The following is a 21,049-nucleotide window of genomic DNA, read 5'->3' on the forward strand; positions in this document are numbered from 1 at the left end:
AACAAATGTGGGAGGGGGCTTGCCCCCGATTGCGGTGTGTCAGCCAGCTCATCTGATACTGACACACCGCTATCGGGGGCAAGCCCCCTCCCACATTTTGATTACTGCGAACTCTTGGCCATCTGCTTATCCGGAGTACGGAAGATCAACCGCGTCGTGTCATACCCCTGCTGCCGCGCCCTGCTCAGCAGGTCTTCACGGGTTTCGGCGCTCACCGTCGGCGTACGCGACAGGATCCACATGTAACGCCGGCTAGGGCTGCCGACGATGGCCGTCTTGTAGTCATCGCTGACATACAGCACCCAGTAATCGCCCTTGGCGACGCCGGGCAGTAACGACGTAAACCAGTTGTCGAATTCCACCCAGAGCTTGTCGGTCTTGCCCGGCACCTGGGGCGTGGCCGTGCCTTTGGCTTCCTGCCATTTCCATTCAGGCGTCAGGCAGCGGTTGAACACCGACATGTCGCCATCGGGCAGCAAGGTGTAGCGCGCTTCGGACTGCGCACAGTTGCGCTGGAAGTACATCGGCAAGCGGGCCAGCTCATACCAGGTGCCCTGGTAACGCTTGAGGTTGACGTGACTCGCGGTCTTGGGTTGCAGATCATCGCCAGAATGGCTGGCACAGCCCGCCAAAAACAGGCTGGCGCAAAGGAACACAACAAAACGCATCATTCTTCTTCTCCCGCAGGCTCGCGCCCCGGTTTACTTCAGGCCTTGCCCGGAAAACATCAGAACCTTGTCACCGGCATACTGCACGCTGATAAAGCTGTTTTTATCGCCCCAGGTGCAACTGGACATGCCCAGTGCGCCGGAACAATCGGTCGGCTTGCCCAGCAACGACTCCACCTCGGCCTTGGCCATGCCGGCCGACAGCTTCTGGTAATTTTCTTGGTTGACCTTGCTGCAAGCGGCCAACAGCACGCAAAAAGCCAGCAGGGCGAGACGGCGTAAAGACATGGAAAAGCTCCTGGAGAGACAAAAGCAGCTGGGGTATCTGCCAGAAGCTTAGAAGGGAAAAGAGGTGTCTGGTTCCCGACGAGCGAAAACAAAAAAGCCGCGAAAACGCTGAAACGTTTCGGGGCTTTTTCAAGAAGAACGGCTGATCGTTCCCACGCTCTGCGTGGTAATGCATCCCGCGATGCTCTGCGTCGCCATTGCGCAAAAAGCAGGACGCGGAGCGTCCAGGGCGGCATTCCCACGCGGAGCGTGGGAACGATCATGACGCGGGCTGTCTGGATGCCCGCGTTACCTGTCAGCTTTTCGCGAGCAAGCTCGCGCCTACTTGTGGTAAGCCGTCACACGCTCAACTTCTTCCTTCGAACCCAGGAACACCGCCACCCGCTGGTGCAGGCCTTCGGGCTGGATGTCGAGGATGCGCTGGTGGCCGTCAGTGGACGCACCGCCCGCCTGCTCAACCAGGAACGACATCGGGTTGGCTTCGTACATCAGGCGCAGCTTGCCCGGTTTGGAAGGCTCGCGGCTGTCACGTGGGTACATGAACAGGCCGCCACGGGTCAGGATGCGGTGTACGTCGGCCACCATGGCTGCGACCCAGCGCATGTTGAAGTTTTTCTTCAACGGGCCTTCTTCGCCTTCCATCAATTCGTTGACATAGCGTTTCACCGGCTCTTCCCAGTGACGCTGGTTGGACATGTTGATCGCGAATTCCTGGGTGGAGGCAGGAATGGAGATGTCTTCGTGGGTGAGTACGAAGCTGCCCATTTCGCGGTCCAGGGTGAAGCCCTTGACGCCATCGCCCAGGGTCAGGACCAGCATGGTCTGCGGGCCGTAGATCGCGTAACCGGCGGCGACCTGCTCGGTGCCGGGCTGCAGGAAGGCCTTTTCGTTCAGGGCTTCGTTCTGGCTCAGGTATTCGTTCGGGCAACGCAGTACCGAGAAGATGGTGCCGACCGGGGCGTTGATGTCGATGTTGGACGAGCCGTCCAGTGGGTCGAATACCAGCAGGTATGCGCCTTTAGGGTATTTACCCGGGATCTGGTAGGCATTGTCCATTTCTTCGGACGCCATGCCGGCCAGGTGACCGCCCCATTCGTTGGCTTCGAGCAGGATCTCGTTGGAGATGACGTCGAGCTTCTTCTGCACTTCGCCCTGCACGTTTTCAGTGCCCATGCTGCCCAGGACACCACCCAGTGCGCCTTTGGACACGGCGTGGCTGATTTCCTTACAGGCACGCGCCACCACTTCGATAAGGAAGCGCAGATCGGCAGGCGTGTTGTTGCTGCGGGTCTGCTCGATCAAATAGCGACTCAAGGTAACGCGGGACATGGAAGGCTCCGGAGAATGGGGGGCTGAAAACCCGCGCAGTTTAACGCGAGTCGGGGCGTATTTCCTCTAATCAGAGGATTTAACGCCAATAGAGTTCACGGCGTGGCGCCACGAGCCTCTGTAGGAGCGAGCTTGCTCGCGAAAAACTTAAAGACGCCGCGTTCGTTCAGGAAGCAAGCGTTATCGTTGACGTTCTTCGCGAGCAAGCTCGCTCCTACAGTGGCATCAGGGGGCTAGTCGAGGGCTTTCCAAATTTCGGTGGCGTATTCGCGGATGGTACGGTCCGAGCTGAACCAGCCCATCCGCGCCGTGTTCAACACCGCCGAGCGCCACCAGGCCTTGGAGTCGTGCCAATGCGCTTCAACCTGCGCCTGGGCGTCCCAGTAGGAGTCGAAGTCGGCACACACCAGGAAGCGGTCGTAGTCGATCAGCCCGTCGATCAACCCCACATACCGGCCCGGATCATCCGGCGAGAACACCCCGCCACGGATCGCTTGCAGCACATCGCTCAACCGATGGGACGCGGCAATATCGGGCCCTGCATTGAACTCGCCGGCATGCTTGCGAGCTTCTACCTGCTGGGCACTGAGACCAAAGATAAACATGTGCTCGGCGCCCACGCGCTCGTGCATCTCCACGTTGGCGCCGTCCATGGTGCCGATGGTCAGCGCGCCGTTGAGGCCGAACTTCATGTTGCTGGTACCCGACGCCTCGAAACCGGCGGTGGAAATCTGCTCCGACAAATCCGCCGCCGGAATGATGCTTTCCGCCAGGCTGACGTTGTAGTTGGGCAGGAACACCACCTTGAGCAGGTCGCGCACGGTCGGGTCGTTGTTGACGGTGCGGGCGATGTCGTTGGTCAGCTTGATGATCAGCTTGGCCTGGTGATAACTCGCCGCCGCCTTGCCGGCGAAGATTTTCACCCGCGGCACCCAATCGACTTCCGGCTCGGCGCGGATCGCCTGGTACAACGCCACGGTATGCAGCAGGTTGAGCAACTGGCGCTTGTACTCGTGAATCCGCTTGACCTGCACGTCGAACATTGCCGCCGGGTTCACCGAAATGCCCAGGCGCTCATGGATAATGTCGGCCAGCGCCCGTTTGCTGTGCAGGCGTTGGTCGGCGAAGGCTTTGCGGAAGGTCTGCTTCTCGGCGAAGGTTTCCAGCTCGCCGAGGCGCGTTTCCATGGTGTCGAGAATGTCCGGGCCCAGCGCGTCCACCAGCATCGACGTGAGCTTGGGATTGGCCTGGTACAGCCAGCGCCGGAAGGTGATGCCGTTGGTTTTGTTGTTGATGCGCTCCGGGTAGAGCTTATGCAGTTCGGAAAACACCGTGCTGCGCATCAGTTGAGTGTGCAGCCCGGACACGCCGTTGACACTGTGGGAACCGAGGAACGCCAGGTTGCCCATGCGTACGCGACGGCCGTTGTCCTCTTCAATCAATGACACCGCGCGCAGCACGTCGAAGTCGTGAATGCCCTTGGCGCGCAGCGAGTCGATGTGCCGGGCGTTGATCAGGTAGATGATCTGCATGTGCCGGGGCAGCATGCGTTCCATCAAGCCGACAGGCCAGGTTTCCAACGCCTCGGGCAACAAGGTGTGGTTGGTGTAGGAAAGCGTTTCGACGGTGACGTCCCACGCGGCCTCCCACGGGATGTCGTGCAGGTCGACCAACTGGCGCATCAACTCGGCCACGGCGATGGACGGGTGGGTGTCGTTGAGCTGGATGGCCGCGTGTTCGCCCAGGCTCAGCACCGTGCCGTGCATGTTCTTGTGGCGGCGCAGCAAGTCTTGCAACGAGGCGGACACGAAGAAGTATTCCTGACGCAGGCGCAGCTCCTGCCCCGCTTCGGTGCTGTCGGCCGGGTAAAGCACGCGGGAGATGCTTTCGGCGCGGGCCACCTCGGCCACGGCGCCCAGGTGGTCACCGGCGTTGAAGCGCTCCAGGTGCAGGTCTTCCACCGCGCGGGCACGCCACAGGCGCAGGGTGTTGACGCTGGCGCCACGCCAGCCGACTACCGGGGTGTCATAGGCCACCGCGCGTACGGTTTCGCTGGGCGACCACACCTGAATCATCTTGCCGGACGCGTCCGCCAGGGTTTCCACGCTGCCGCCGAAACCGATCGGGTAGATCACTTCGGCGCGTTCGAACTCCCAGGGGTTGCCAAAATCCAGCCAGCGTTCGGTCTGCTCCTGCTGCCAGCCATCGACAATTGCCTGGCGGAACAAGCCGTGCTCGTAACGAATGCCATAACCGTGACCGGCGATGCCCAGAGTCGACATACTTTCCATGAAGCACGCCGCCAGGCGGCCCAGGCCACCGTTGCCAAGCGCCGCGTCGGGTTCGAGCAGGCGAATGCGCTCAAGGTCGACGCCAAGCTCGGACAGGGCTTCGCGAGCGATCTCCAACACGCCGAGGTTGCTCAGGCTGTCGTAGAGCAGGCGGCCGATAAGAAATTCCAGCGAGAGGTAATACACCCGCTTCTGGCCTTTGCGGTAGATGCGCCGCGTGTGGTCCATCCAGTGGTCGACCATCTGGTCGCGTGCGGCCAGGGCAATGGCCTCGAACCAGTCATGGTCGAAGGCGTGGTCCGGGTCCTTGCCCACCGCGTAGGTGAGTTTGGTCAAGACGGCATCGCGAAATGCGGCTACCTCTGCTTCTCGTGCAAGTGGTTCCTGAGACATCAATTGCGACCTCGGGCGAGATAGAAGGAGTTGCTAGAGCCTAGACGGTCTGACAGACGGTAGACGCTCTGGTTCGTCAATTTTTTAACTCATTCACGGTTGCGTGAATTTGATGCAGAGGTCGTGCCCGATCGCCGTTCGCGCAGAAACCCTGAAAAGATTGTTCAAAAAACCACCAATCCCGGTATGATCGCGCGCCCGGATACAGCCCCACCTTTTGGAACCCCGATGAAGCCTCAACTGATCGCCGCCGCGGAACTCGACCGTCTCGAGACCTGGCAGAAATATTCCGCCCACATGTGCGGCGGCTGCGTGTCCAGCTGCTGCACGCTGCCGGTCGAAGTGAAGATCAAGGACCTGATCCGCATCGGCATCGTCGATGAGTTCGAGCGCGGCGACCCACCGAAGAACATCGCCAAGCGTTTGCAGAAGGAAGGCATCGTCGAGCGCTACAACAACAAATCCGAGATTTTTACCCTGCAGCGCATGAGCAACAATGATTGCTTGTACCTGGATCGTAAGACGCGCTTCTGCACTATTTATGACAAGCGCCCGGATACCTGCCGCAATCACCCCAAGATCGGCCCGCGGCCGGGGTATTGCGCGTACAAGCCCAAGGAAGTGGTGCGCGAGACCAAGTTCAAGACCCTCGATAAATTCTGATCCAGGGTTGATCGTTCCCACGCTCCGCGTGGTAACGCAGCCCTGGACGCTCTGCGTCCGCCCTTGAAAGCGGAACGCGGAGCGTCCCAAGCGGCATTCCCACGCAGAGCGTGGGAACGATCAGGCAAACAGCAGGCATAAAAAAACGCCCCCGGCCTTTCGACCGGGGGCGTTTTTCATTCAGCCTGAGTTAACTCAGTTCTTGGCTTTCTTGGCAGCGCGGGTACGCTCGCCTTCGTCCAGGATCTTCTTACGCAGGCGGATCGACTTAGGCGTGACTTCGCACAGCTCGTCGTCCTGGATGAATTCCAGGGCCTGTTCCAGGGTGAAGCGAACAGGTGGAACCAGAGCGATGGTTTCGTCTTTGCCCGAAGCACGCATGTTGTCGAGCTTCTTGCCTTTGGTTGGGTTGACGCCCATGTCGTTGTCACGGCTGTTCAGACCAACGATCTGACCGTTGTAGATCTCTTGACCGTGCTCAACGAACAGCTTGCCACGTGCCTGGAGGGTTTCCAGGGAGTAGGTCAGCGCCTTGCCGGTTTCTACCGATACCAGAACACCGTTCTGACGACCGGACATGTCGCCGGACTTCATGGTGTCGTAGCGATCGAAGATCGAGGTCAGGATGCCAGCACCGTTGGTCAGGGTCAGGAACTGGTTACGGAAACCGATCAGACCACGCGCAGGGATGTTGTATTCCAGACGTACACGGCCCTTGCCATCCGGCACCATGTTGGTCAGGTCGCCCTTACGCAGGCCCATCTCTTCCATGACCTTGCCCTGGGATTCTTCAGGGGTGTCGATGGTGACGTTTTCGAACGGTTCCTGCTTCACGCCGTCAACCTGACGGATGATCACTTCCGGACGACCAACACCCATTTCGAAGCCTTCGCGACGCATGGTTTCGATCAGTACCGAAAGGTGCAGCTCACCACGGCCGGAGACCTTGAACTTGTCGGCCGAGTCGCCTTCTTCAACGCGCAGTGCAACGTTGTACAGCAGCTCTTTGTCCAGACGCTCCTTGATGTTACGGGAGGTCACGAACTTGCCTTCCTTACCGCAGAACGGCGAGTCGTTCACCTGGAAGGTCATGGAAACGGTTGGCTCGTCAACGGTCAGAGGCTTCATCGCCTCGACGGTGTCCGGCTGGCACAGGGTGTCGGAGATGAACAGCGAGTCCATACCGCTGACGCACACGATGTCGCCGGCGAAGGCTTCTTCAACGTCGATGCGGTGCAGGCCGTGGTGACCCATCAGCTTCAGGATACGACCGTTACGCTTCTTGCCGTCGGCGCCGATAGCGACAACCGGGGTGTTCGGCTTGACGCTGCCACGCGCGATACGGCCAACGCCGATAACACCCAGGAAGCTGTTGTAGTCCAGTGCCGAGATTTGCATCTGGAACGGGCCTTCACGGTCAACCTTCGGTGGTGGAACGTGGTCAACAATCGCCTGGTACAGCGGGGTCATGTCTTCGGCCATGGCGGTGTGTTCCAGACCGGCAATGCCGTTCAGGGCCGAGGCGTAGATAACCTGGAAATCCAGTTGCTCTTCGGTAGCACCGAGGTTGTCGAACAGGTCGAAGATCTGGTCCAGAACCCAGTCCGGACGCGCGCCTGGACGGTCAACCTTGTTGATGCACACGATCGGACGCAGGCCGGCTTCGAACGCCTTCTTGGTCACGAAACGGGTTTGCGGCATAGGGCCGTCTTGAGCGTCAACCAGCAGCAGAACGGAGTCAACCATCGACATTACGCGTTCAACTTCGCCGCCGAAGTCGGCGTGGCCCGGGGTGTCCACGATGTTGATGTGGTAGCCGTTCCAGTTGATGGCGGTGTTTTTCGCCAGGATGGTAATACCGCGCTCTTTTTCCTGGTCGTTGGAGTCCATCACGCGCTCGTCGTTGAGCTCGTTGCGCTCCAGGGTGCCGGATTGACGCAGGAGTTTGTCTACCAGGGTGGTTTTACCATGGTCAACGTGAGCAATGATGGCGATGTTACGTAGATTTTCGATCACTTGTGTATCTCGATCAGAGGATTCGGTGTGCTGACAGGTCGTGGCAGCGATTAACAGTAGAGTCAGGCCTTGCCGTTACAGCTTGACGGCAGAGTCGGGGGGCCGGTGACGCAGGCCACAGGCAAACAGCCCCGGGCTCTTAGCTCGGTCGATAAACGCGCACATTGGCATGCCCCTCACTGAGCAAATGGTGGGCATGCAGGCGACTCATCACGCCTTTGTCGCAATACAGCAGGTACTGACGGCTGTCATCCAGTTCCTTGAAACGCGCGTTCAATGCATAAAACGGCAGCGTTTGTACGTCGATGCCAGGAATCTCCAGGGGCTCGTCTTCGGCGGCATCCGGGTGACGGATGTCGACGATGATCTGGCCGGCCAGGGCTTCGCTGACTTCTTCGATCTGCACATCCTGGCCCAGCTCGTCGATGACGCGATCGATCGGGACCAGTTTGGCGTTCTCGAGCGCACGCTCCAGAATCGCCATGTCGAACTGTTGTTCTTCATACTCCACGCGGTTGCGCTTGGCGTGGGTCTTGGGGTTCACCGAAATGACCCCGCAATACTCGGGCATATGCTTGGCAAAGTCGGCGGTGCCGATTTCTTCTGCCAGGTCGATGATGTCCTGCTTGTGGCTGGCGATCAGCGGGCGCAGCACCAGCTTCTCGGTCACGCAGTCGATCAACGACAGGTTCGGCAACGTCTGGCTGGATACCTGGGAGATCGCTTCACCGGTCACCAGCGCATCGATCTGCAACTGGTCGGCGATCCGGGACGCGGCGCGCAACATCATACGCTTCAAAACTACGCCCATATGACTGTTATCGACTTTGCCGAGAATTTCGCCCAGCACTTCTTCGAACGGCACGCTTACAAATAGCACGCGCTGGGAGCTGCCGTACTTCTTCCAGATAAAGTGCGCCACTTCCATCACGCCCAATTCGTGTGCACGACCGCCCAGGTTAAAGAAGCAGAAGTGGCTCATCAGGCCGCGCCGCATGATCTGGTAGGCCGCGACCGTGGAATCGAAACCGCCGGACATCAACACCAGGGTCTGTTCCAGGGCGCCCAGCGGGTAGCCGCCGATGCTGTCGTGCTGGCTGTGGATCACAAACAACCGTTGGTCGCGAATTTCCATGCGCACTTCGATTTGCGGCGCTTTGAGGGAGATTCCGGCCGCACCGCACTCGCGACGCAGCTTGCTGCCGACGTATTTCTCCACATCCATGGAGCTGAACGGATGCTTGCCGGCGCGCTTGCAACGCACCGAAAAAATCTTGCCGGCAAGCTCATCACCAAAGTGCAGCCTGCACTTCTCGGTGATGTCGTCGAAGTCGCCCAGCGGGTACTCGTCCACTTGCAGGAAATGCGCGATGCCCGGCATGCAGCTCAGGCGCTCGGTCATGTCCTTCAAGGCTTTGGCGTCGGTCAGGCGGGTTTCCAGCTCGAGATTGTCCCACACGCCGTTCACCACCACAGCCGGGTCCAGATCGCGGAGCACGGCACGGATGTTCTTGGCCAACTGACGGATGAAACGCATCCGTACCGGTCGGCTCTTGATGGTGATCTCGGGGAAGACTTTTACGATTAATTTCATGGAAACAGCGCGCGCCGGGCCTGCTGAAAAAGGGGGGCGCGGATTATAGCGGAAATCGCTCAAGGTTTAACCAGTTAATATGCATCGCATGTACAGCGCACCAAAACAGGTCATTTTCACCCAATAACGCTACATTGCAGTGCGTCATTTATCGCCCATTGGCCGTTTGCACCGTTATAGGGGCCATTTTGAAGCAAAAAGACCATGTTGGCGCACTGGCATGCAATTTGCTCTCTTGTGAGGCAGGTTGCCTTGGCGGAGTATCCGCGCCGGCATCACCCAAATTCTAAGGGCTAACTCCACTACCAAGCCCGAAGCCACCCGGAGGACACCATGTCGAAGTCGGTTCAACTCATCAAAGATCATGACGTTAAATGGATTGATCTGCGCTTCACGGACACCAAAGGTACTCAGCACCACGTGACCATGCCGGCTCGCGACGCGCTGGATGATGCTTTCTTCGAAGAAGGCAAGATGTTCGACGGTTCCTCCATCGCCGGCTGGAAAGGCATCGAAGCCTCCGACATGATCCTGATGCCGGACGACAGCACGGCCGTCCTCGACCCGTTCACCGAAGACCCAACCCTGATCATCGTCTGCGACGTGATCGAGCCTTCGACCATGCAAGGCTACGACCGCGATCCACGTGCGATCGCCAAGCGTGCCGAGGAATACCTGAAGTCGACCGGTATCGGCGACACCGTATTCGTAGGCCCGGAGCCGGAATTCTTCATCTTTGATTCGGTCAAGTTCAAGTCCGACATCTCCGGTTCGATGTTCAAGATTTTCTCCGAACAAGGTTCGTGGATGTCCGACCAGGACGTGGAAGGCGGCAACAAAGGCCACCGTCCAGGTATCAAGGGCGGCTACTTCCCGGTTCCGCCGTTCGACCACGACCACGAAATCCGTACCTCCATGTGCAACGCCATGGAAGAGATGGGCCTGGTCATCGAAGTTCACCACCACGAAGTGGCGACTGCCGGCCAGAACGAAATCGGTGTGAAGTTCAACACCCTGGTCGCCAAGGCTGACGAAGTCCAGACCCTGAAGTACTGCGTACACAACGTGGCGGATGCCTACGGCCGTACCGCTACCTTCATGCCCAAGCCGCTGTACGGCGATAACGGTTCGGGTATGCACGTTCACCTGTCCATCGCCAAAGAAGGCAAGAACACCTTCGCCGGCGAAGGTTATGCCGGCCTGTCCGACACCGCCCTGTACTTCATCGGCGGCATCATCAAGCACGGCAAGGCCCTGAACGGCTTCACCAACCCGTCGACCAACTCCTACAAGCGTCTGGTCCCAGGTTTCGAAGCGCCGGTAATGCTGGCCTACTCGGCCCGCAACCGTTCCGCCTCGATCCGTATTCCTTACGTGTCCAGCCCGCGCGCTCGCCGTATCGAAGCCCGCTTCCCGGACCCGGCAGCCAACCCGTACCTGGCCTTCGCTGCGCTGGTCATGGCCGGCCTGGACGGTATCCAGAACAAGATCCACCCTGGCGACGCCGCCGACAAAAACTTGTATGACCTGCCGCCTGAAGAGGCCAAAGAGATCCCACAAGTGTGCGGCAGCCTGAAAGAAGCCCTGGAAGAACTGGACAAGGGCCGTGCGTTCCTGACCAAGGGCGGCGTGTTCAGCGACGACTTCATCGATGCCTACATCGAGCTCAAGAGCGAAGAAGAAATCAAGGTTCGCACCTTCGTACACCCACTGGAATACGAGCTGTACTACAGCTGCTGATCCGGTAGCGCTGCTTGACGTAGCGTGATGATAAAGACCTCCTTCGGGAGGTCTTTTTTTGCCTGTGGATTGTCAGATGGCCGCTTGGCGGTCGAGCATACGGCTGACCATCAGCGTCCCCATGGCGCTCAATTGGTGAATGGCCAGTGCGATATCGCGGTGCTTGCCATCCAGGTCTTCGCAAAGGTCCAGCAACAAGGTACTGACCGAGGAGAAGGTTTCGAAGCTGTTGATCATCAGGGCTTCGTCGTCGATATCGGCGGCGATGGTGAAGACGGATGGGGGTGGATTTGGGGTTGGCTTGAACATGTCTTAACTTCCTCGAATGAGGCCGCCATCGACTCGCTACTAAACGATTGGGTGGCAGCTGGGCGCAGGTTAGTAGACCGGGGAAGTTAAGCAAAAACCGGCGCACCCGAAGATGCCCTGCACACAGCCGCCATAAAGAACGGTGCGGTACACGCTTAACTTGACCTCAGGCTACTAAACCTGATCGCTGATGAGCAGCGACCGAGTAACCTTAGAGACGACAAGCCAGCCGTACAAGCCGGCGGATTCTGGCTCACCTGTAGGCAACCGCGCAAGCTAAGGTAGCCTGCGCCTGACGCCCTACACAGCCACTGTAGGAGCGAGCTTGCTCGCGAAAAACGCCAGGACACCACATTTCTTCAACATTTACGCGTTATCGTTAACGACCTTCGCGAGCAAGCTCGCTCCTACAGGGGATTTCCTTTGAAACGTCGATTTGTGTTCGCTCTGTTATTTGTCAGCGCCAGTGCCAGCGCCGCGCCTCCCACGCTTGAGCCGTTGCTCAACAGCATCGCTGAACGCCTGGAGATCGCCGACCAGGTGGCCTTGAGCAAATGGGACAGCCACAAGCCCGTTGAAGACAAAAAACGCGAGCAGGAAGTGATCGCCAGCGTCGTCGCCCAAGCCCCGAGCTACAAACTGGACCCCGCCGCCGCCGAGCAGTTTTTCTCAGCGCAGATCGAGGCGAACAAACTGGTGCAATACACCCACCTGTCCGACTGGCAGTTCCAAGGCAAGGCGCCGGACGATCCGCGCCCGGACCTGGTCAAGCAGATTCGCCCGCGGCTGGATGAATTGCAAAAACGCCTGCTGCAACAACTGGCGGACTTCACCCCGCAGCGTACCGACCCGCAGTGCCCGCAGTGGCTGGCCGCGGCGGTGCATGAACCGTTGAACGATCCGCTGCGCCAACTGGCGATGATCCGCGCCACCGCCGAGCTGTGCCTATACAAAGGCTAGCCCTGTAAACCCAATTAAAAATGTGGGAGGGGGCTTGCCCCCGATGGCGGAGTGTCAGTGGACATTTATGTGACTGACCCACCGCCATCGGGGGCAAGCCCCCTCCCACACTTGGCCTGTATGCATTCAGGGCCATCTCTGGCAGCTTCCTGAACAACTTTCACAAAACCGCACTATATTGGTGCGATAGGTTGCACCCCTACCGCTGCCCCAGCCCATTTTGGTTCGATTCTTCCCGAGCAGACTGGCAGAACGCCACAGTTTCGCGCCTGAACCGCCTATTTCACGGGTTTAACGCTTCTTTTCGGAGCCTTGGTTTGGTTTTTGCATTTTCCTTGTATCAGCGTGTGCCTCAAGCCTGCGCCTTGCTCCAAAAGAGGTCCCGATGACCATCAGCGATGCACTGCACCGTTTGTTACTCGACAACCTGACCACCGCGACCATCCTGCTCAATGCCGACTTGCGCCTTGAGTACATGAACCCGGCGGCGGAGATGCTCCTGGCCATCAGCGGCCAGCGCAGCCATGGGCAGTTCATCAGCGAATTGTTCACCGAGTCCGCCGAGGCCCTGAGCTCGTTGCGCCAGGCCGTGGAGCAGGCGCACCCGTTCACCAAGCGCGAAGCAATGCTCACCGCCCTGACCGGGCAGACGCTGACCGTCGACTACGCGGTGACACCAATCCTGAGCAATGGCGCCACCCTGCTGCTGCTCGAAGTGCATCCTCGCGACCGCCTGCTGCGCATCACCAAGGAAGAGGCGCAGCTGTCCAAGCAGGAAACCAGCAAGATGCTGGTGCGCGGCCTGGCCCATGAGATCAAGAACCCCCTGGGCGGCATTCGCGGCGCGGCGCAGTTGCTCGCCCGCGAGCTGCCGGAGGAGCATCTCAAGGACTACACCAACGTCATCATCGAAGAGGCCGACCGCCTGCGTAACCTGGTGGACCGCATGCTCGGCTCCAACAAGCTGCCGTCCCTGGCCATGACCAACGTGCACGAAGTGCTGGAGCGCGTCTGCCAACTGGTCGACGCCGAAAGCCAGGGCTGCATCACCCTGGTGCGCGACTACGACCCGAGCATTCCCGATGTCTTGATCGACCGCGAGCAAATGATCCAGGCAGTACTCAACATCGTGCGCAACGCCATGCAGGCCATCAGCAGCCAGAACGAGTTGCGCCTGGGCCGCATCAGCCTGCGCACCCGCGCGCTGCGCCAGTTCACCATTGGCCATGTACGCCATCGCCTGGTGACCAAGGTCGAGATCATCGACAACGGCCCGGGCATTCCGGCCGAACTGCAGGAAACCATCTTCTTCCCCATGGTCAGCGGCCGCCCGGACGGTACCGGGCTGGGCCTGGCCATTACCCAGAACATCATCAGCCAGCACCAGGGCCTGATCGAATGTGAGAGCCATCCCGGCCACACCACGTTCTCGATCTTCCTGCCATTGGAACAAGGAGCCCCCACGACATGAGCCGTAGTGAAACTGTCTGGATCGTCGATGACGACCGTTCTATCCGCTGGGTCCTGGAGAAAGCCTTGCAACAGGAAGGCATGACCACCCAGAGCTTCGACAGCGCCGACGGCGTGATGAGCCGCCTGGCTCGCCAGCAGCCGGACGTGATCATCTCCGATATCCGCATGCCCGGCGCCAGCGGCCTGGACTTGCTGGCGCGCATTCGCGAGCAGCACCCGCGCCTGCCAGTGATCATCATGACCGCGCACTCGGACCTGGACAGCGCTGTCGCGTCCTACCAGGGCGGCGCCTTTGAGTACCTGCCCAAGCCGTTCGATGTGGACGAGGCGGTGGCGCTGGTCAAGCGCGCCAACCAGCACGCCCAGGAGCAACAGAACCAGGAAGCCCCGCCGGCCCTGACCCGCACCCCGGAAATCATCGGTGAAGCGCCGGCGATGCAGGAAGTGTTTCGCGCCATCGGGCGCTTGAGTCACTCCAACATCACCGTGCTGATCAACGGCGAATCGGGCACCGGTAAAGAGCTGGTGGCCCACGCCCTGCACCGTCACAGCCCTCGGGCAGCCTCGCCGTTCATTGCACTGAACATGGCCGCAATCCCGAAGGACTTGATGGAGTCCGAGCTGTTCGGCCATGAAAAAGGCGCGTTCACCGGCGCGGCCAATCTGCGCCGTGGACGTTTTGAACAGGCCGACGGCGGCACCCTGTTCCTCGATGAAATCGGCGACATGCCGGCCGATACCCAAACCCGCCTGCTGCGCGTGCTGGCCGACGGCGAGTTCTATCGGGTGGGCGGGCACACGCCGGTCAAGGTGGATGTACGCATCATCGCGGCCACCCACCAGAACCTGGAAACCCTGGTGCACGCCGGCAAGTTCCGTGAAGACTTGTTCCACCGCCTCAACGTGATCCGCATCCACATCCCGCGCATGTCGGACCGCCGCGAAGACATCCCCACCCTCGCCCGCCACTTCCTCAGCCGCGCCGCCCTGGAACTGGCCGTGGAGCCGAAGCTGCTCAAAAGCGAGACCGAGGAATACCTGAAAAACCTGCCATGGCCTGGCAACGTACGCCAGCTGGAGAACACCTGCCGCTGGATCACGGTAATGGCGTCCGGGCGCGAAGTGCACATCAGCGACCTGCCGCCGGAGCTGTTGAGCCTGCCGCAGGACTCGGCCCCGGTGACCAACTGGGAACAGGCGCTGCGCCAATGGGCCGACCAGGCCCTGGCACGCGGCCAGTCGAACCTGCTCGACAGCGCCGTGCCGGCGTTCGAGCGAATCATGATCGAGACCGCGCTCAAGCACACCGCCGGCCGCCGCCGCGATGCCGCTGTGCTGCTGGGTTGGGGCCGCAATACCCTGACGCGCAAGATCAAGGAACTGGGGATGAAGGTGGATGGCGCAGATGACGACGACAGCGACGACGCCTGATCACCGCTCTCTGCTCCACTGAAAATCCAATGTGGGAGGGGGCTTGCCCCCGATTGCGGTGGGTCAGCCACAGATAGGCTGGCTGATACACCGCTATCGGGGGCAAGCCCCCTCCCACATTTGGATCGTCACAAGATTTGAAGGTTGTGCACTGCTTCAATGCACCATGAACCGGCATTGGGCACTGACTTGAGACCTGAAAGATCGCTATCGCTAAAAAATTCTTGAACGCTGAAACCACCAAAGCCCCGGATCCCGGGGCTTTGCGCTTTCTTGCAATCATTTACCGCGCCAATTGCAAACTTTGGCACGCGCCCTGCTATAACCCTGGTACTACCCAGTTTCGGGGACCTTGGTACAGGCAGGCCGAGAATCCCCTCTTTAACACCGAAGCCTCTGGCTTCACCCCGTTTTGGGAGCCCTGGTACAGGCAGGCCGGGAACTCCCTCTTTTATTGCTCCTGGAGAAGGATCTCCAGCCGCCAGCGGTCATCCACCTCCTGGCCGTTCCACTCCCCACGCAATGGCCGCGCCGCCACCAGGTTGAGCAGCAAACCGCCGTCGGTCTTGCGCACGCGCCAGTTCACGTCCTTGTCATTGACCTTCAGTTGCCCATTGGCAGCCTTGCCCTGTGCGTCGAACAACAGCGCCACGGCGCCGTCGATATGTTCGCCGTGCAGCTTGGGCTCGCGGTTGAACCACACCAGCAGACCGTCCGCCACAGGTTCTATCTGTTGCAGCTCGACCGGTTCCGGGGTGGTCAGGCGCCCAATCATCAAGCCCACCATCAGGCCGACAATCGCCAGCGAGCCGAGTACCCTGGGCAATAGCTTCGGCCTTGGATCGTCTTCAGGGGTAGAATGCAGCGCATCTTTGCCTTCGGAGCCGTGCATGTTTCACGTCATCCTTTTTCAACCAGAAATTCCGCCGAATACCGGCAACGTTATCAGGCTGTGCGCCAACAGTGGCTGCCACCTGCATTTGATCGAACCGCTGGGCTTCGACATGGACGATAAACGCCTGCGCCGCGCCGGGCTGGATTACCACGAGTACGCCACCCTCCAGCGCCATGCCGACCTGGCCAGCTGCCTGGAAAGCCTGGGCCAGCCACGTGTGTTCGCGTTCACCACCAAGGGCTCGCGACCGTTTCATGATGCCAGCTTTGCCGAGGGCGACGCGTTTCTGTTTGGCCCGGAGAGCCGCGGCCTGCCGGCCGACGTGCTTGACGCCCTGCCTGATGGCCACCGCCTGCGCTTGCCGATGCGCGAGGGCTGCCGCAGCCTGAACCTGTCCAACACCGTCGCCGTGGCCGTCTACGAAGGCTGGCGCCAACTCGGTTTCAAGTAACACCGCATAGCAAATGTGGGAGGGGGCTTGCCCCCGATTTCGGTGGGTCAGCTACAGATATGCTGGCTGATACACCGCTATCGGGGGCAAGCCCCCTCCCACATTTTTTTTACCGCGTCGACTTATTGAACCGTCGACGAGCCTTCCTGTTGCATGCGCTGCAGCTCCTGGGCGTACAGGGCATCGAAGTTCACCGGTGCCAGCATCAACGCCGGGAACGAGCCACGGGTGACCAGGCTGTCCAGGGTCTCACGGGCGTACGGGAACAGGATGTTCGGGCAGAACGCGCCCAGGGTGTGGCTCATGGACGCTTCGTCCAGGCCCTGGATCAGGAAGATACCCGCCTGTTGCACTTCAGCGATGAAGGCCACTTCTTCGCCGTTCTTGACGGTGACCGACAGGGTCAGCACGACTTCGTGGAAGTCACCTTCCAGGGCTTTCTGGCGGGTGTTCAGGTCCAGCGCGACGCTTGGGGTCCATTCCTGGCGGAAGATGGCCGGGCTTTTCGGCGCTTCGAACGACAGGTCACGCACGTAGATGCGCTGCAGCGAAAACTGTGGGCCTTGGTCTTGCGCTGCTTCGGTGTTCGGTTGATCAGTCATCGCAGATCCTTCTTTATCTTGGGGTCTTTTAGGGGTTAGGCGGACAGCAGCGCATCGAGTTTACCGGCGCGCTCCAAAGCGAACAGGTCATCGCAACCACCGATATGCCGGCTGCCGATCCAGATCTGCGGGACCGACGTGCGGCCAGCCTTCTGGGTCATTTCGGCGCGCACTTGAGGCTTGCCGTCGACCTTGATTTCTTCGAAGGCGACCTTCTTGCTCTGGAGCAACTGCTTGGCTCGAATGCAATAAGGGCAATAATCGCTGGAATACACGACAACCTGGCTCATATCACTTCACCAACGGCAGGTTATCGCCACGCCAGCTGCTGATACCACCGGACAGCTTGGCGGCGGTAAAGCCGGACTTGAGCATCTCGCGGGCATGCGTGCCGGAGTGCTGGCCTTGGGCGTCGACCAGGATAATGGTCTTGGCCTTGTATTTCTCCAGTTCGGCCAAGCGCGCGATCAGCTTGTCCTGGGGAATGTTCAGGGCGCCGACGATGTGGCCGGCGGCGAAATCCTTGGCCGGGCGAATATCCACGACAACGGCCTCATCCTTGTTGACCAGGGCGGTCAGCTCCGATGTGCTCAGGCTGCGGCCACCACGGCTCAATTCGTGAGCGATCAGCAGCGCCAGCAGGATGACGAAGGCACCCACGAGCAGATAGTGGGCAGTGGCAAATGCAATCAGGTGATCAACCATCAAGGAGGTTCCAGGGCGTTAAAATGGCGGTAAGTATACACAGCCGTCGGGGGCGGCCAACCCCCGTAAAGCGGTGACGCGGTTGGAACTTCGCTTTAAACTGCCACTCACTTTTCCATTGCCTTCCTTTATTACCGCCGCGAGAGGATCTATGACTACCACGCCTAAACCTTTGGTCCTGATAATTCTCGATGGCTTCGGACACAGTGAAAGCCACCACGACAACGCGGTGTACGCCGCCCGCAAGCCTGTGCTGGACCGTCTCACCGCCACCGTGCCCAACGGTTTGATCTCAGGCTCCGGCATGGACGTGGGCCTGCCGGACGGCCAGATGGGCAACTCGGAAGTCGGTCACATGAATCTCGGCGCCGGACGAGTGGTCTATCAAGACTTCACCCGCGTGACCAAAGCGATCCGCGATGGCGAGTTCTTCGAAAACCCGACCATCTGCGCAGCGGTGGACAAAGCCGTCGCCGCTGGCAAGGCGGTGCACTTCATGGGTCTGCTCTCCGATGGCGGCGTACACAGCCATCAGGACCACCTGATCGCCATGGCCGAACTGGCCTTCAAGCGCGGCGCCGACAAGATCTACCTGCATGCCTTCCTTGACGGTCGCGACACCCCGCCCAAAAGCGCGCAGTCGTCCATCGAACTGCTGGACGCCACCTTCGCCGCCCTGGGCAAAGGCCGCATCGCCAGTCTGGTAGGCCGTTACTTTGCCATGGACCGCGACAACCGCTGGGACCGCGTGGCCCAGGCCTACAACCTGATCGTCGATGGCCAGGCCGAATTCAACGCCGCCACCGCCCAGCAAGGCCTGGAAGCCGCCTACGCCCGTGGCGAGAGCGATGAATTCGTCAAGGCCACCACCATCGGCGAGCCGGTGAAAGTCGAAGACGGCGACGCCATGGTGTTCATGAACTTCCGCGCCGACCGTGCCCGTGAGCTGAGCCATGTGTTTGTCGACGACGGTTTCAAAGACTTCGAACGCGCACGCCAGCCGAAAGTCGAGTTCGTCATGCTCACCCAATACGCCGCCAACATCCCGGCCCCGTCGGCTTTTGCGCCGGGCAGCCTGGAAAACGTGCTGGGTGATTACCTGGCGAAAAACGGCAAGACTCAACTGCGCATCGCCGAAACCGAAAAATATGCCCACGTGACCTTCTTCTTCTCCGGCGGACGTGAAGAACCGTTCCCTGGCGAAGAGCGCATCCTGATCCCATCGCCAAAAGTCGCCACCTACGACCTGCAGCCGGAAATGAGCGCACCGGAAGTCACCGACAAGATCGTCGACGCCATCGAGCATCAGCGTTATGACGTCATCGTGGTCAACTACGCCAACGGCGACATGGTCGGCCACAGCGGCAACCTGGAAGCTGCCACTAAGGCCGTGGAATGCCTGGACCTGTGCGTGGGCCGCATCGTCGACGCCCTGGACAGCGTCGGTGGCGAAGCGCTGATCACCGCCGACCACGGCAACTGCGAGCAGATGTCCGACGAGTCCACCGGCCAGGCCCACACAGCCCACACCACCGAGCCGGTGCCGTTCATCTACGTCGGCAAGCGCGATTTCAAAGTGCGTAACGGCGGCGTACTGGCGGATGTGGCGCCGACCATGCTGATGCTGATGGGGCTGGAAAAGCCGAAGGAAATGACCGGGACCTCAATCCTGGTCTGATCTAAACAACACTGTAGATCCAATGTGGGAGGGGGCTTGCCCCCGATGACGGAGTGTCAGTCAACACTTATGTGACTGGTCCACTGCTATCGGGGGCAAGCCCCCTCCCACATTGGCCCTTCGGTGTTTGGAAGATATCTTTTTGCCATACCACCACCACTCGGCACCTATCTTGCCCGCCCGCCCCAATTGGACGTTTTTTTTGCGGCGCTTGGCGGGCATACTAGAGCGTCCCTTTCCCCTGGTGTCGCCCGCCTCTATGCTTCGCGCCTTGATTACCCTCGCTCTTGTCTGCCTGCTCCAACCGGCATTTGCCGATGAGCGTGCACAAACCCAACAACAGTTGGACGCTACGCGTCAGGACATTACCGAGCTGAAAAAACTGCTCGGCAAGCTCCAGGAAGAAAAATCCGGGGTGCAGAAAGACCTGCGCGGCACGGAAACCGAAATGGGCAAGCTGGAGAAGCAGGTCCAGGAGCTGCAAAAAGAATTAAAGAAGAGCGAGTCGGAACTGGAGCGACTCGACGCTGAGAAAAAAAAACTCCAGAGCGCACGCGTTGAACAGCAACGCCTGATCGCGATCCAGGCCCGCGCCGCCTACCAGAGCGGCCGCCAGGAATATCTCAAGCTGCTGCTCAACCAGCAGAACCCGGAAAAGTTCGCCCGCACCCTCACCTATTACGATTACCTGAGCCAGGCGCGCCTGGCGCAGTTGAAGGGCTTTAACGAAACGCTGCGCCAGTTGGCCAATGTCGAGCAGGAGATCAATGATCAGCAGGCCCAACTGCTCGACCAGAAGACTGCGCTCGACACCCAACGCAACGAGCTGGACAAGGTCCGCAAGGAACGCCAGCAAGCCCTGGCCAAGCTCAACAATGACGTAAAAGCCCGCGACGCCAAGCTCCAGGCACGCGAGCAGGACCAGGCCGACCTGGCCAAAGTGCTCAAGACTATCGAAGAAACCCTGGCGCGCCAGGCACGCGAGGCCGAGGAGGCGCGGCAAAAAGCGCTGATCGCCCAGCAGGAAGCTGAAAAAAAGCGCCAGCGTGAGGCCGAACTGGCAGCCACTACCGATGCGCCGGCCCCGCGCAAACCGGCGCACGCAGCGCCTGGCCCACTGGTTTCCAGCAGCGGCGAGTCGTTCGGCGGGCCTTTTGCTGCAGCGCGCGGCAAACTTCCATGGCCGGTTGATGGTCGACTGTTGGCACGCTTCGGCGAAACCCGTGGCGATGACACCCGTGCCAAATGGGATGGTGTGATGATCAGCGCCTCTGCAGGCAGCCAGGTCCACGCCGTCCACGGCGGGCGCGTGGTGTTTGCCGATTGGCTGCGCGGGGCCGGCCTGCTGGTGATTCTTGACCACGGTAATGGCTATTTGAGCCTTTACGGCCACAATCAGACGTTACTCAAGTCGGCAGGTGATGTGGTAAAAGCCGGTGAATCCATCTCCACTGTCGGTAACAGTGGTGGCCAGGACACCCCGGCGCTGTACTTCGCTATTCGTCAGCAGGGCCGCCCGAGCGACCCTGCACAATGGTGCAGATCCCAAGGATAGGGTCTCAT

Annotated in this window: 19 protein-coding genes; 8 read left to right on the forward strand and 11 right to left on the reverse strand. The window is 60.0% G+C overall.

The features are described 5' to 3' along the window. Window positions 1–101 precede the first annotated feature (101 nt). The 4 genes from BFP96_RS05375 to BFP96_RS05390 form a co-directional block, all read right to left on the reverse strand. Window positions 102–671: a lipocalin family protein gene (locus BFP96_RS05375; protein WP_065885743.1), complete on the reverse strand. Its 570-nt coding sequence runs from the start codon at window positions 669–671 to the stop codon at window positions 102–104. 30 nt (window positions 672–701) lie between these two features. After that, complete coding sequence (locus BFP96_RS05380) at window positions 702–956, reverse strand: lipoprotein (RefSeq protein WP_033897714.1); 255 nt, start codon at window positions 954–956, stop codon at window positions 702–704. 321 nt (window positions 957–1,277) lie between these two features. After that, window positions 1,278–2,285: a class 1 fructose-bisphosphatase gene (locus tag BFP96_RS05385; protein WP_065885744.1), complete on the reverse strand. Its 1,008-nt coding sequence runs from the start codon at window positions 2,283–2,285 to the stop codon at window positions 1,278–1,280. Between the two features lie 233 nt (window positions 2,286–2,518). Beyond that, window positions 2,519–4,969 (reverse strand): glycogen/starch/alpha-glucan phosphorylase, encoded by a 2,451-nt coding sequence (locus tag BFP96_RS05390; RefSeq protein WP_065893724.1) that lies wholly within the window; start codon window positions 4,967–4,969, stop codon window positions 2,519–2,521. A gap of 228 nt (window positions 4,970–5,197) precedes the next feature. Between BFP96_RS05390 and BFP96_RS05395 the strand changes: the two genes are divergently transcribed. After that, window positions 5,198–5,632 (forward strand): YkgJ family cysteine cluster protein, encoded by a 435-nt coding sequence (locus BFP96_RS05395; protein ID WP_024072902.1) that lies wholly within the window; start codon window positions 5,198–5,200, stop codon window positions 5,630–5,632. A 195-nt stretch (window positions 5,633–5,827) separates the two neighbouring features. Here BFP96_RS05395 and typA read toward each other — a convergent pair whose 3' ends face one another. Beyond that, on the reverse strand, window positions 5,828–7,648 hold the full coding sequence (gene typA / locus BFP96_RS05400) for a translational GTPase TypA (RefSeq protein WP_017478180.1): 1,821 nt from the start codon (window positions 7,646–7,648) through the stop codon (window positions 5,828–5,830). Window positions 7,649–7,787: 139 nt separating this feature from the next. Continuing rightward, on the reverse strand, window positions 7,788–9,242 hold the full coding sequence (thiI, locus tag BFP96_RS05405) for a tRNA uracil 4-sulfurtransferase ThiI (protein ID WP_065893726.1): 1,455 nt from the start codon (window positions 9,240–9,242) through the stop codon (window positions 7,788–7,790). 333 nt (window positions 9,243–9,575) lie between these two features. On the opposite strand from thiI, the gene glnA reads away from it, so the two are divergent. Next, window positions 9,576–10,982 carry a glutamate--ammonia ligase gene (gene glnA / locus BFP96_RS05410; RefSeq protein WP_024072899.1) on the forward strand — a complete coding sequence of 469 codons (1,407 nt, stop codon included), beginning with the start codon at window positions 9,576–9,578 and terminating at the stop codon, window positions 10,980–10,982. A 72-nt stretch (window positions 10,983–11,054) separates the two neighbouring features. Here the strand turns inward: glnA and BFP96_RS05415 are convergent, their stop codons facing one another. Then, on the reverse strand, window positions 11,055–11,291 hold the full coding sequence (locus BFP96_RS05415) for a DUF6124 family protein (protein WP_065893727.1): 237 nt from the start codon (window positions 11,289–11,291) through the stop codon (window positions 11,055–11,057). Window positions 11,292–11,714: 423 nt separating this feature from the next. On the opposite strand from BFP96_RS05415, the gene BFP96_RS05420 reads away from it, so the two are divergent. The 3 genes from BFP96_RS05420 (at window position 11,715) to ntrC (ending at window position 15,155) form a co-directional block, all read left to right on the forward strand. Further along, the gene (locus BFP96_RS05420; RefSeq protein WP_065897909.1) at window positions 11,715–12,251 is read left to right on the forward strand and encodes a chorismate mutase; all 537 of its coding nucleotides are present in this window, start codon (window positions 11,715–11,717) and stop codon (window positions 12,249–12,251) included. A 385-nt stretch (window positions 12,252–12,636) separates the two neighbouring features. Next, complete coding sequence (glnL, locus tag BFP96_RS05425; RefSeq protein WP_057724492.1) at window positions 12,637–13,722, forward strand: nitrogen regulation protein NR(II); 1,086 nt, start codon at window positions 12,637–12,639, stop codon at window positions 13,720–13,722. Further along, window positions 13,719–15,155 (forward strand): nitrogen regulation protein NR(I), encoded by a 1,437-nt coding sequence (gene ntrC / locus BFP96_RS05430; RefSeq protein ID WP_065885751.1) that lies wholly within the window; start codon window positions 13,719–13,721, stop codon window positions 15,153–15,155. The genes glnL and ntrC overlap by 4 nt, the downstream gene beginning before the upstream one ends. 451 nt (window positions 15,156–15,606) lie before the next feature. Here the strand turns inward: ntrC and BFP96_RS05435 are convergent, their stop codons facing one another. Continuing rightward, the gene (locus BFP96_RS05435; protein WP_065885752.1) at window positions 15,607–16,047 is read right to left on the reverse strand and encodes a hypothetical protein; all 441 of its coding nucleotides are present in this window, start codon (window positions 16,045–16,047) and stop codon (window positions 15,607–15,609) included. On the opposite strand from BFP96_RS05435, the gene BFP96_RS05440 reads away from it, so the two are divergent. Continuing rightward, on the forward strand, window positions 16,046–16,501 hold the full coding sequence (locus BFP96_RS05440) for a tRNA (cytidine(34)-2'-O)-methyltransferase (protein ID WP_065893730.1): 456 nt from the start codon (window positions 16,046–16,048) through the stop codon (window positions 16,499–16,501). The two genes, BFP96_RS05435 and BFP96_RS05440, sit on opposite strands and share 2 nt — an antisense overlap. Before the next feature lie 122 nt (window positions 16,502–16,623). Here BFP96_RS05440 and secB read toward each other — a convergent pair whose 3' ends face one another. From secB to BFP96_RS05455, 3 genes are read right to left on the reverse strand one after another with little or no spacing between them, the layout of a single operon-like run. Further along, complete coding sequence (secB, locus tag BFP96_RS05445) at window positions 16,624–17,103, reverse strand: protein-export chaperone SecB (RefSeq protein WP_057724496.1); 480 nt, start codon at window positions 17,101–17,103, stop codon at window positions 16,624–16,626. A 35-nt stretch (window positions 17,104–17,138) separates the two neighbouring features. After that, on the reverse strand, window positions 17,139–17,393 hold the full coding sequence (grxC, locus tag BFP96_RS05450; RefSeq protein WP_065893731.1) for a glutaredoxin 3: 255 nt from the start codon (window positions 17,391–17,393) through the stop codon (window positions 17,139–17,141). Window position 17,394: 1 nt separating this feature from the next. Continuing rightward, window positions 17,395–17,808 carry a rhodanese-like domain-containing protein gene (locus BFP96_RS05455; protein WP_057025458.1) on the reverse strand — a complete coding sequence of 138 codons (414 nt, stop codon included), beginning with the start codon at window positions 17,806–17,808 and terminating at the stop codon, window positions 17,395–17,397. A 151-nt stretch (window positions 17,809–17,959) separates the two neighbouring features. On the opposite strand from BFP96_RS05455, the gene gpmI reads away from it, so the two are divergent. Together gpmI and BFP96_RS05465 are read left to right on the forward strand one after the other, a co-directional pair. Further along, window positions 17,960–19,486, forward strand: a complete 1,527-nt coding sequence (gpmI, locus tag BFP96_RS05460) for a 2,3-bisphosphoglycerate-independent phosphoglycerate mutase (protein ID WP_065935782.1) — start codon at window positions 17,960–17,962, stop codon at window positions 19,484–19,486. Window positions 19,487–19,745: 259 nt separating this feature from the next. After that, window positions 19,746–21,041, forward strand: a complete 1,296-nt coding sequence (locus BFP96_RS05465) for a murein hydrolase activator EnvC family protein (protein ID WP_065893733.1) — start codon at window positions 19,746–19,748, stop codon at window positions 21,039–21,041. The last annotated feature ends 8 nt before the right edge of the window (window positions 21,042–21,049 follow it).

Origin of the sequence: Pseudomonas sp. 34 E 7 (assembly GCF_900005715.1) — a bacterium.
In the GTDB taxonomy this organism is placed as follows: Bacteria; Pseudomonadota; Gammaproteobacteria; order Pseudomonadales; family Pseudomonadaceae; genus Aquipseudomonas; species Aquipseudomonas orientalis_A.

What these genes read in the sequence shown, in the direction of transcription:
- ntrC (WP_065885751.1), top strand. Translation starts at nt 13,719, where the DNA reads ATGAGCCGTAGTGAAACTGTCTGGATCGTCGATGACGACCGTTCTATC.
- BFP96_RS05415 (WP_065893727.1), bottom strand. Translation starts at nt 11,291, where the DNA reads ATGTTCAAGCCAACCCCAAATCCACCCCCATCCGTCTTCACCATCGCC.
- glnA (WP_024072899.1), top strand. Translation starts at nt 9,576, where the DNA reads ATGTCGAAGTCGGTTCAACTCATCAAAGATCATGACGTTAAATGGATT.
- BFP96_RS05390 (WP_065893724.1), bottom strand. Translation starts at nt 4,969, where the DNA reads ATGTCTCAGGAACCACTTGCACGAGAAGCAGAGGTAGCCGCATTTCGC.
- BFP96_RS05440 (WP_065893730.1), top strand. Translation starts at nt 16,046, where the DNA reads ATGTTTCACGTCATCCTTTTTCAACCAGAAATTCCGCCGAATACCGGC.
- glnL (WP_057724492.1), top strand. Translation starts at nt 12,637, where the DNA reads ATGACCATCAGCGATGCACTGCACCGTTTGTTACTCGACAACCTGACC.
- BFP96_RS05385 (WP_065885744.1), bottom strand. Translation starts at nt 2,285, where the DNA reads ATGTCCCGCGTTACCTTGAGTCGCTATTTGATCGAGCAGACCCGCAGC.
- grxC (WP_065893731.1), bottom strand. Translation starts at nt 17,393, where the DNA reads ATGAGCCAGGTTGTCGTGTATTCCAGCGATTATTGCCCTTATTGCATT.
- BFP96_RS05435 (WP_065885752.1), bottom strand. Translation starts at nt 16,047, where the DNA reads ATGCACGGCTCCGAAGGCAAAGATGCGCTGCATTCTACCCCTGAAGAC.
- BFP96_RS05455 (WP_057025458.1), bottom strand. Translation starts at nt 17,808, where the DNA reads ATGGTTGATCACCTGATTGCATTTGCCACTGCCCACTATCTGCTCGTG.
- BFP96_RS05375 (WP_065885743.1), bottom strand. Translation starts at nt 671, where the DNA reads ATGATGCGTTTTGTTGTGTTCCTTTGCGCCAGCCTGTTTTTGGCGGGC.
- BFP96_RS05395 (WP_024072902.1), top strand. Translation starts at nt 5,198, where the DNA reads ATGAAGCCTCAACTGATCGCCGCCGCGGAACTCGACCGTCTCGAGACC.
- BFP96_RS05380 (WP_033897714.1), bottom strand. Translation starts at nt 956, where the DNA reads ATGTCTTTACGCCGTCTCGCCCTGCTGGCTTTTTGCGTGCTGTTGGCC.
- gpmI (WP_065935782.1), top strand. Translation starts at nt 17,960, where the DNA reads ATGACTACCACGCCTAAACCTTTGGTCCTGATAATTCTCGATGGCTTC.
- secB (WP_057724496.1), bottom strand. Translation starts at nt 17,103, where the DNA reads ATGACTGATCAACCGAACACCGAAGCAGCGCAAGACCAAGGCCCACAG.
- thiI (WP_065893726.1), bottom strand. Translation starts at nt 9,242, where the DNA reads ATGAAATTAATCGTAAAAGTCTTCCCCGAGATCACCATCAAGAGCCGA.
- BFP96_RS05465 (WP_065893733.1), top strand. Translation starts at nt 19,746, where the DNA reads ATGCTTCGCGCCTTGATTACCCTCGCTCTTGTCTGCCTGCTCCAACCG.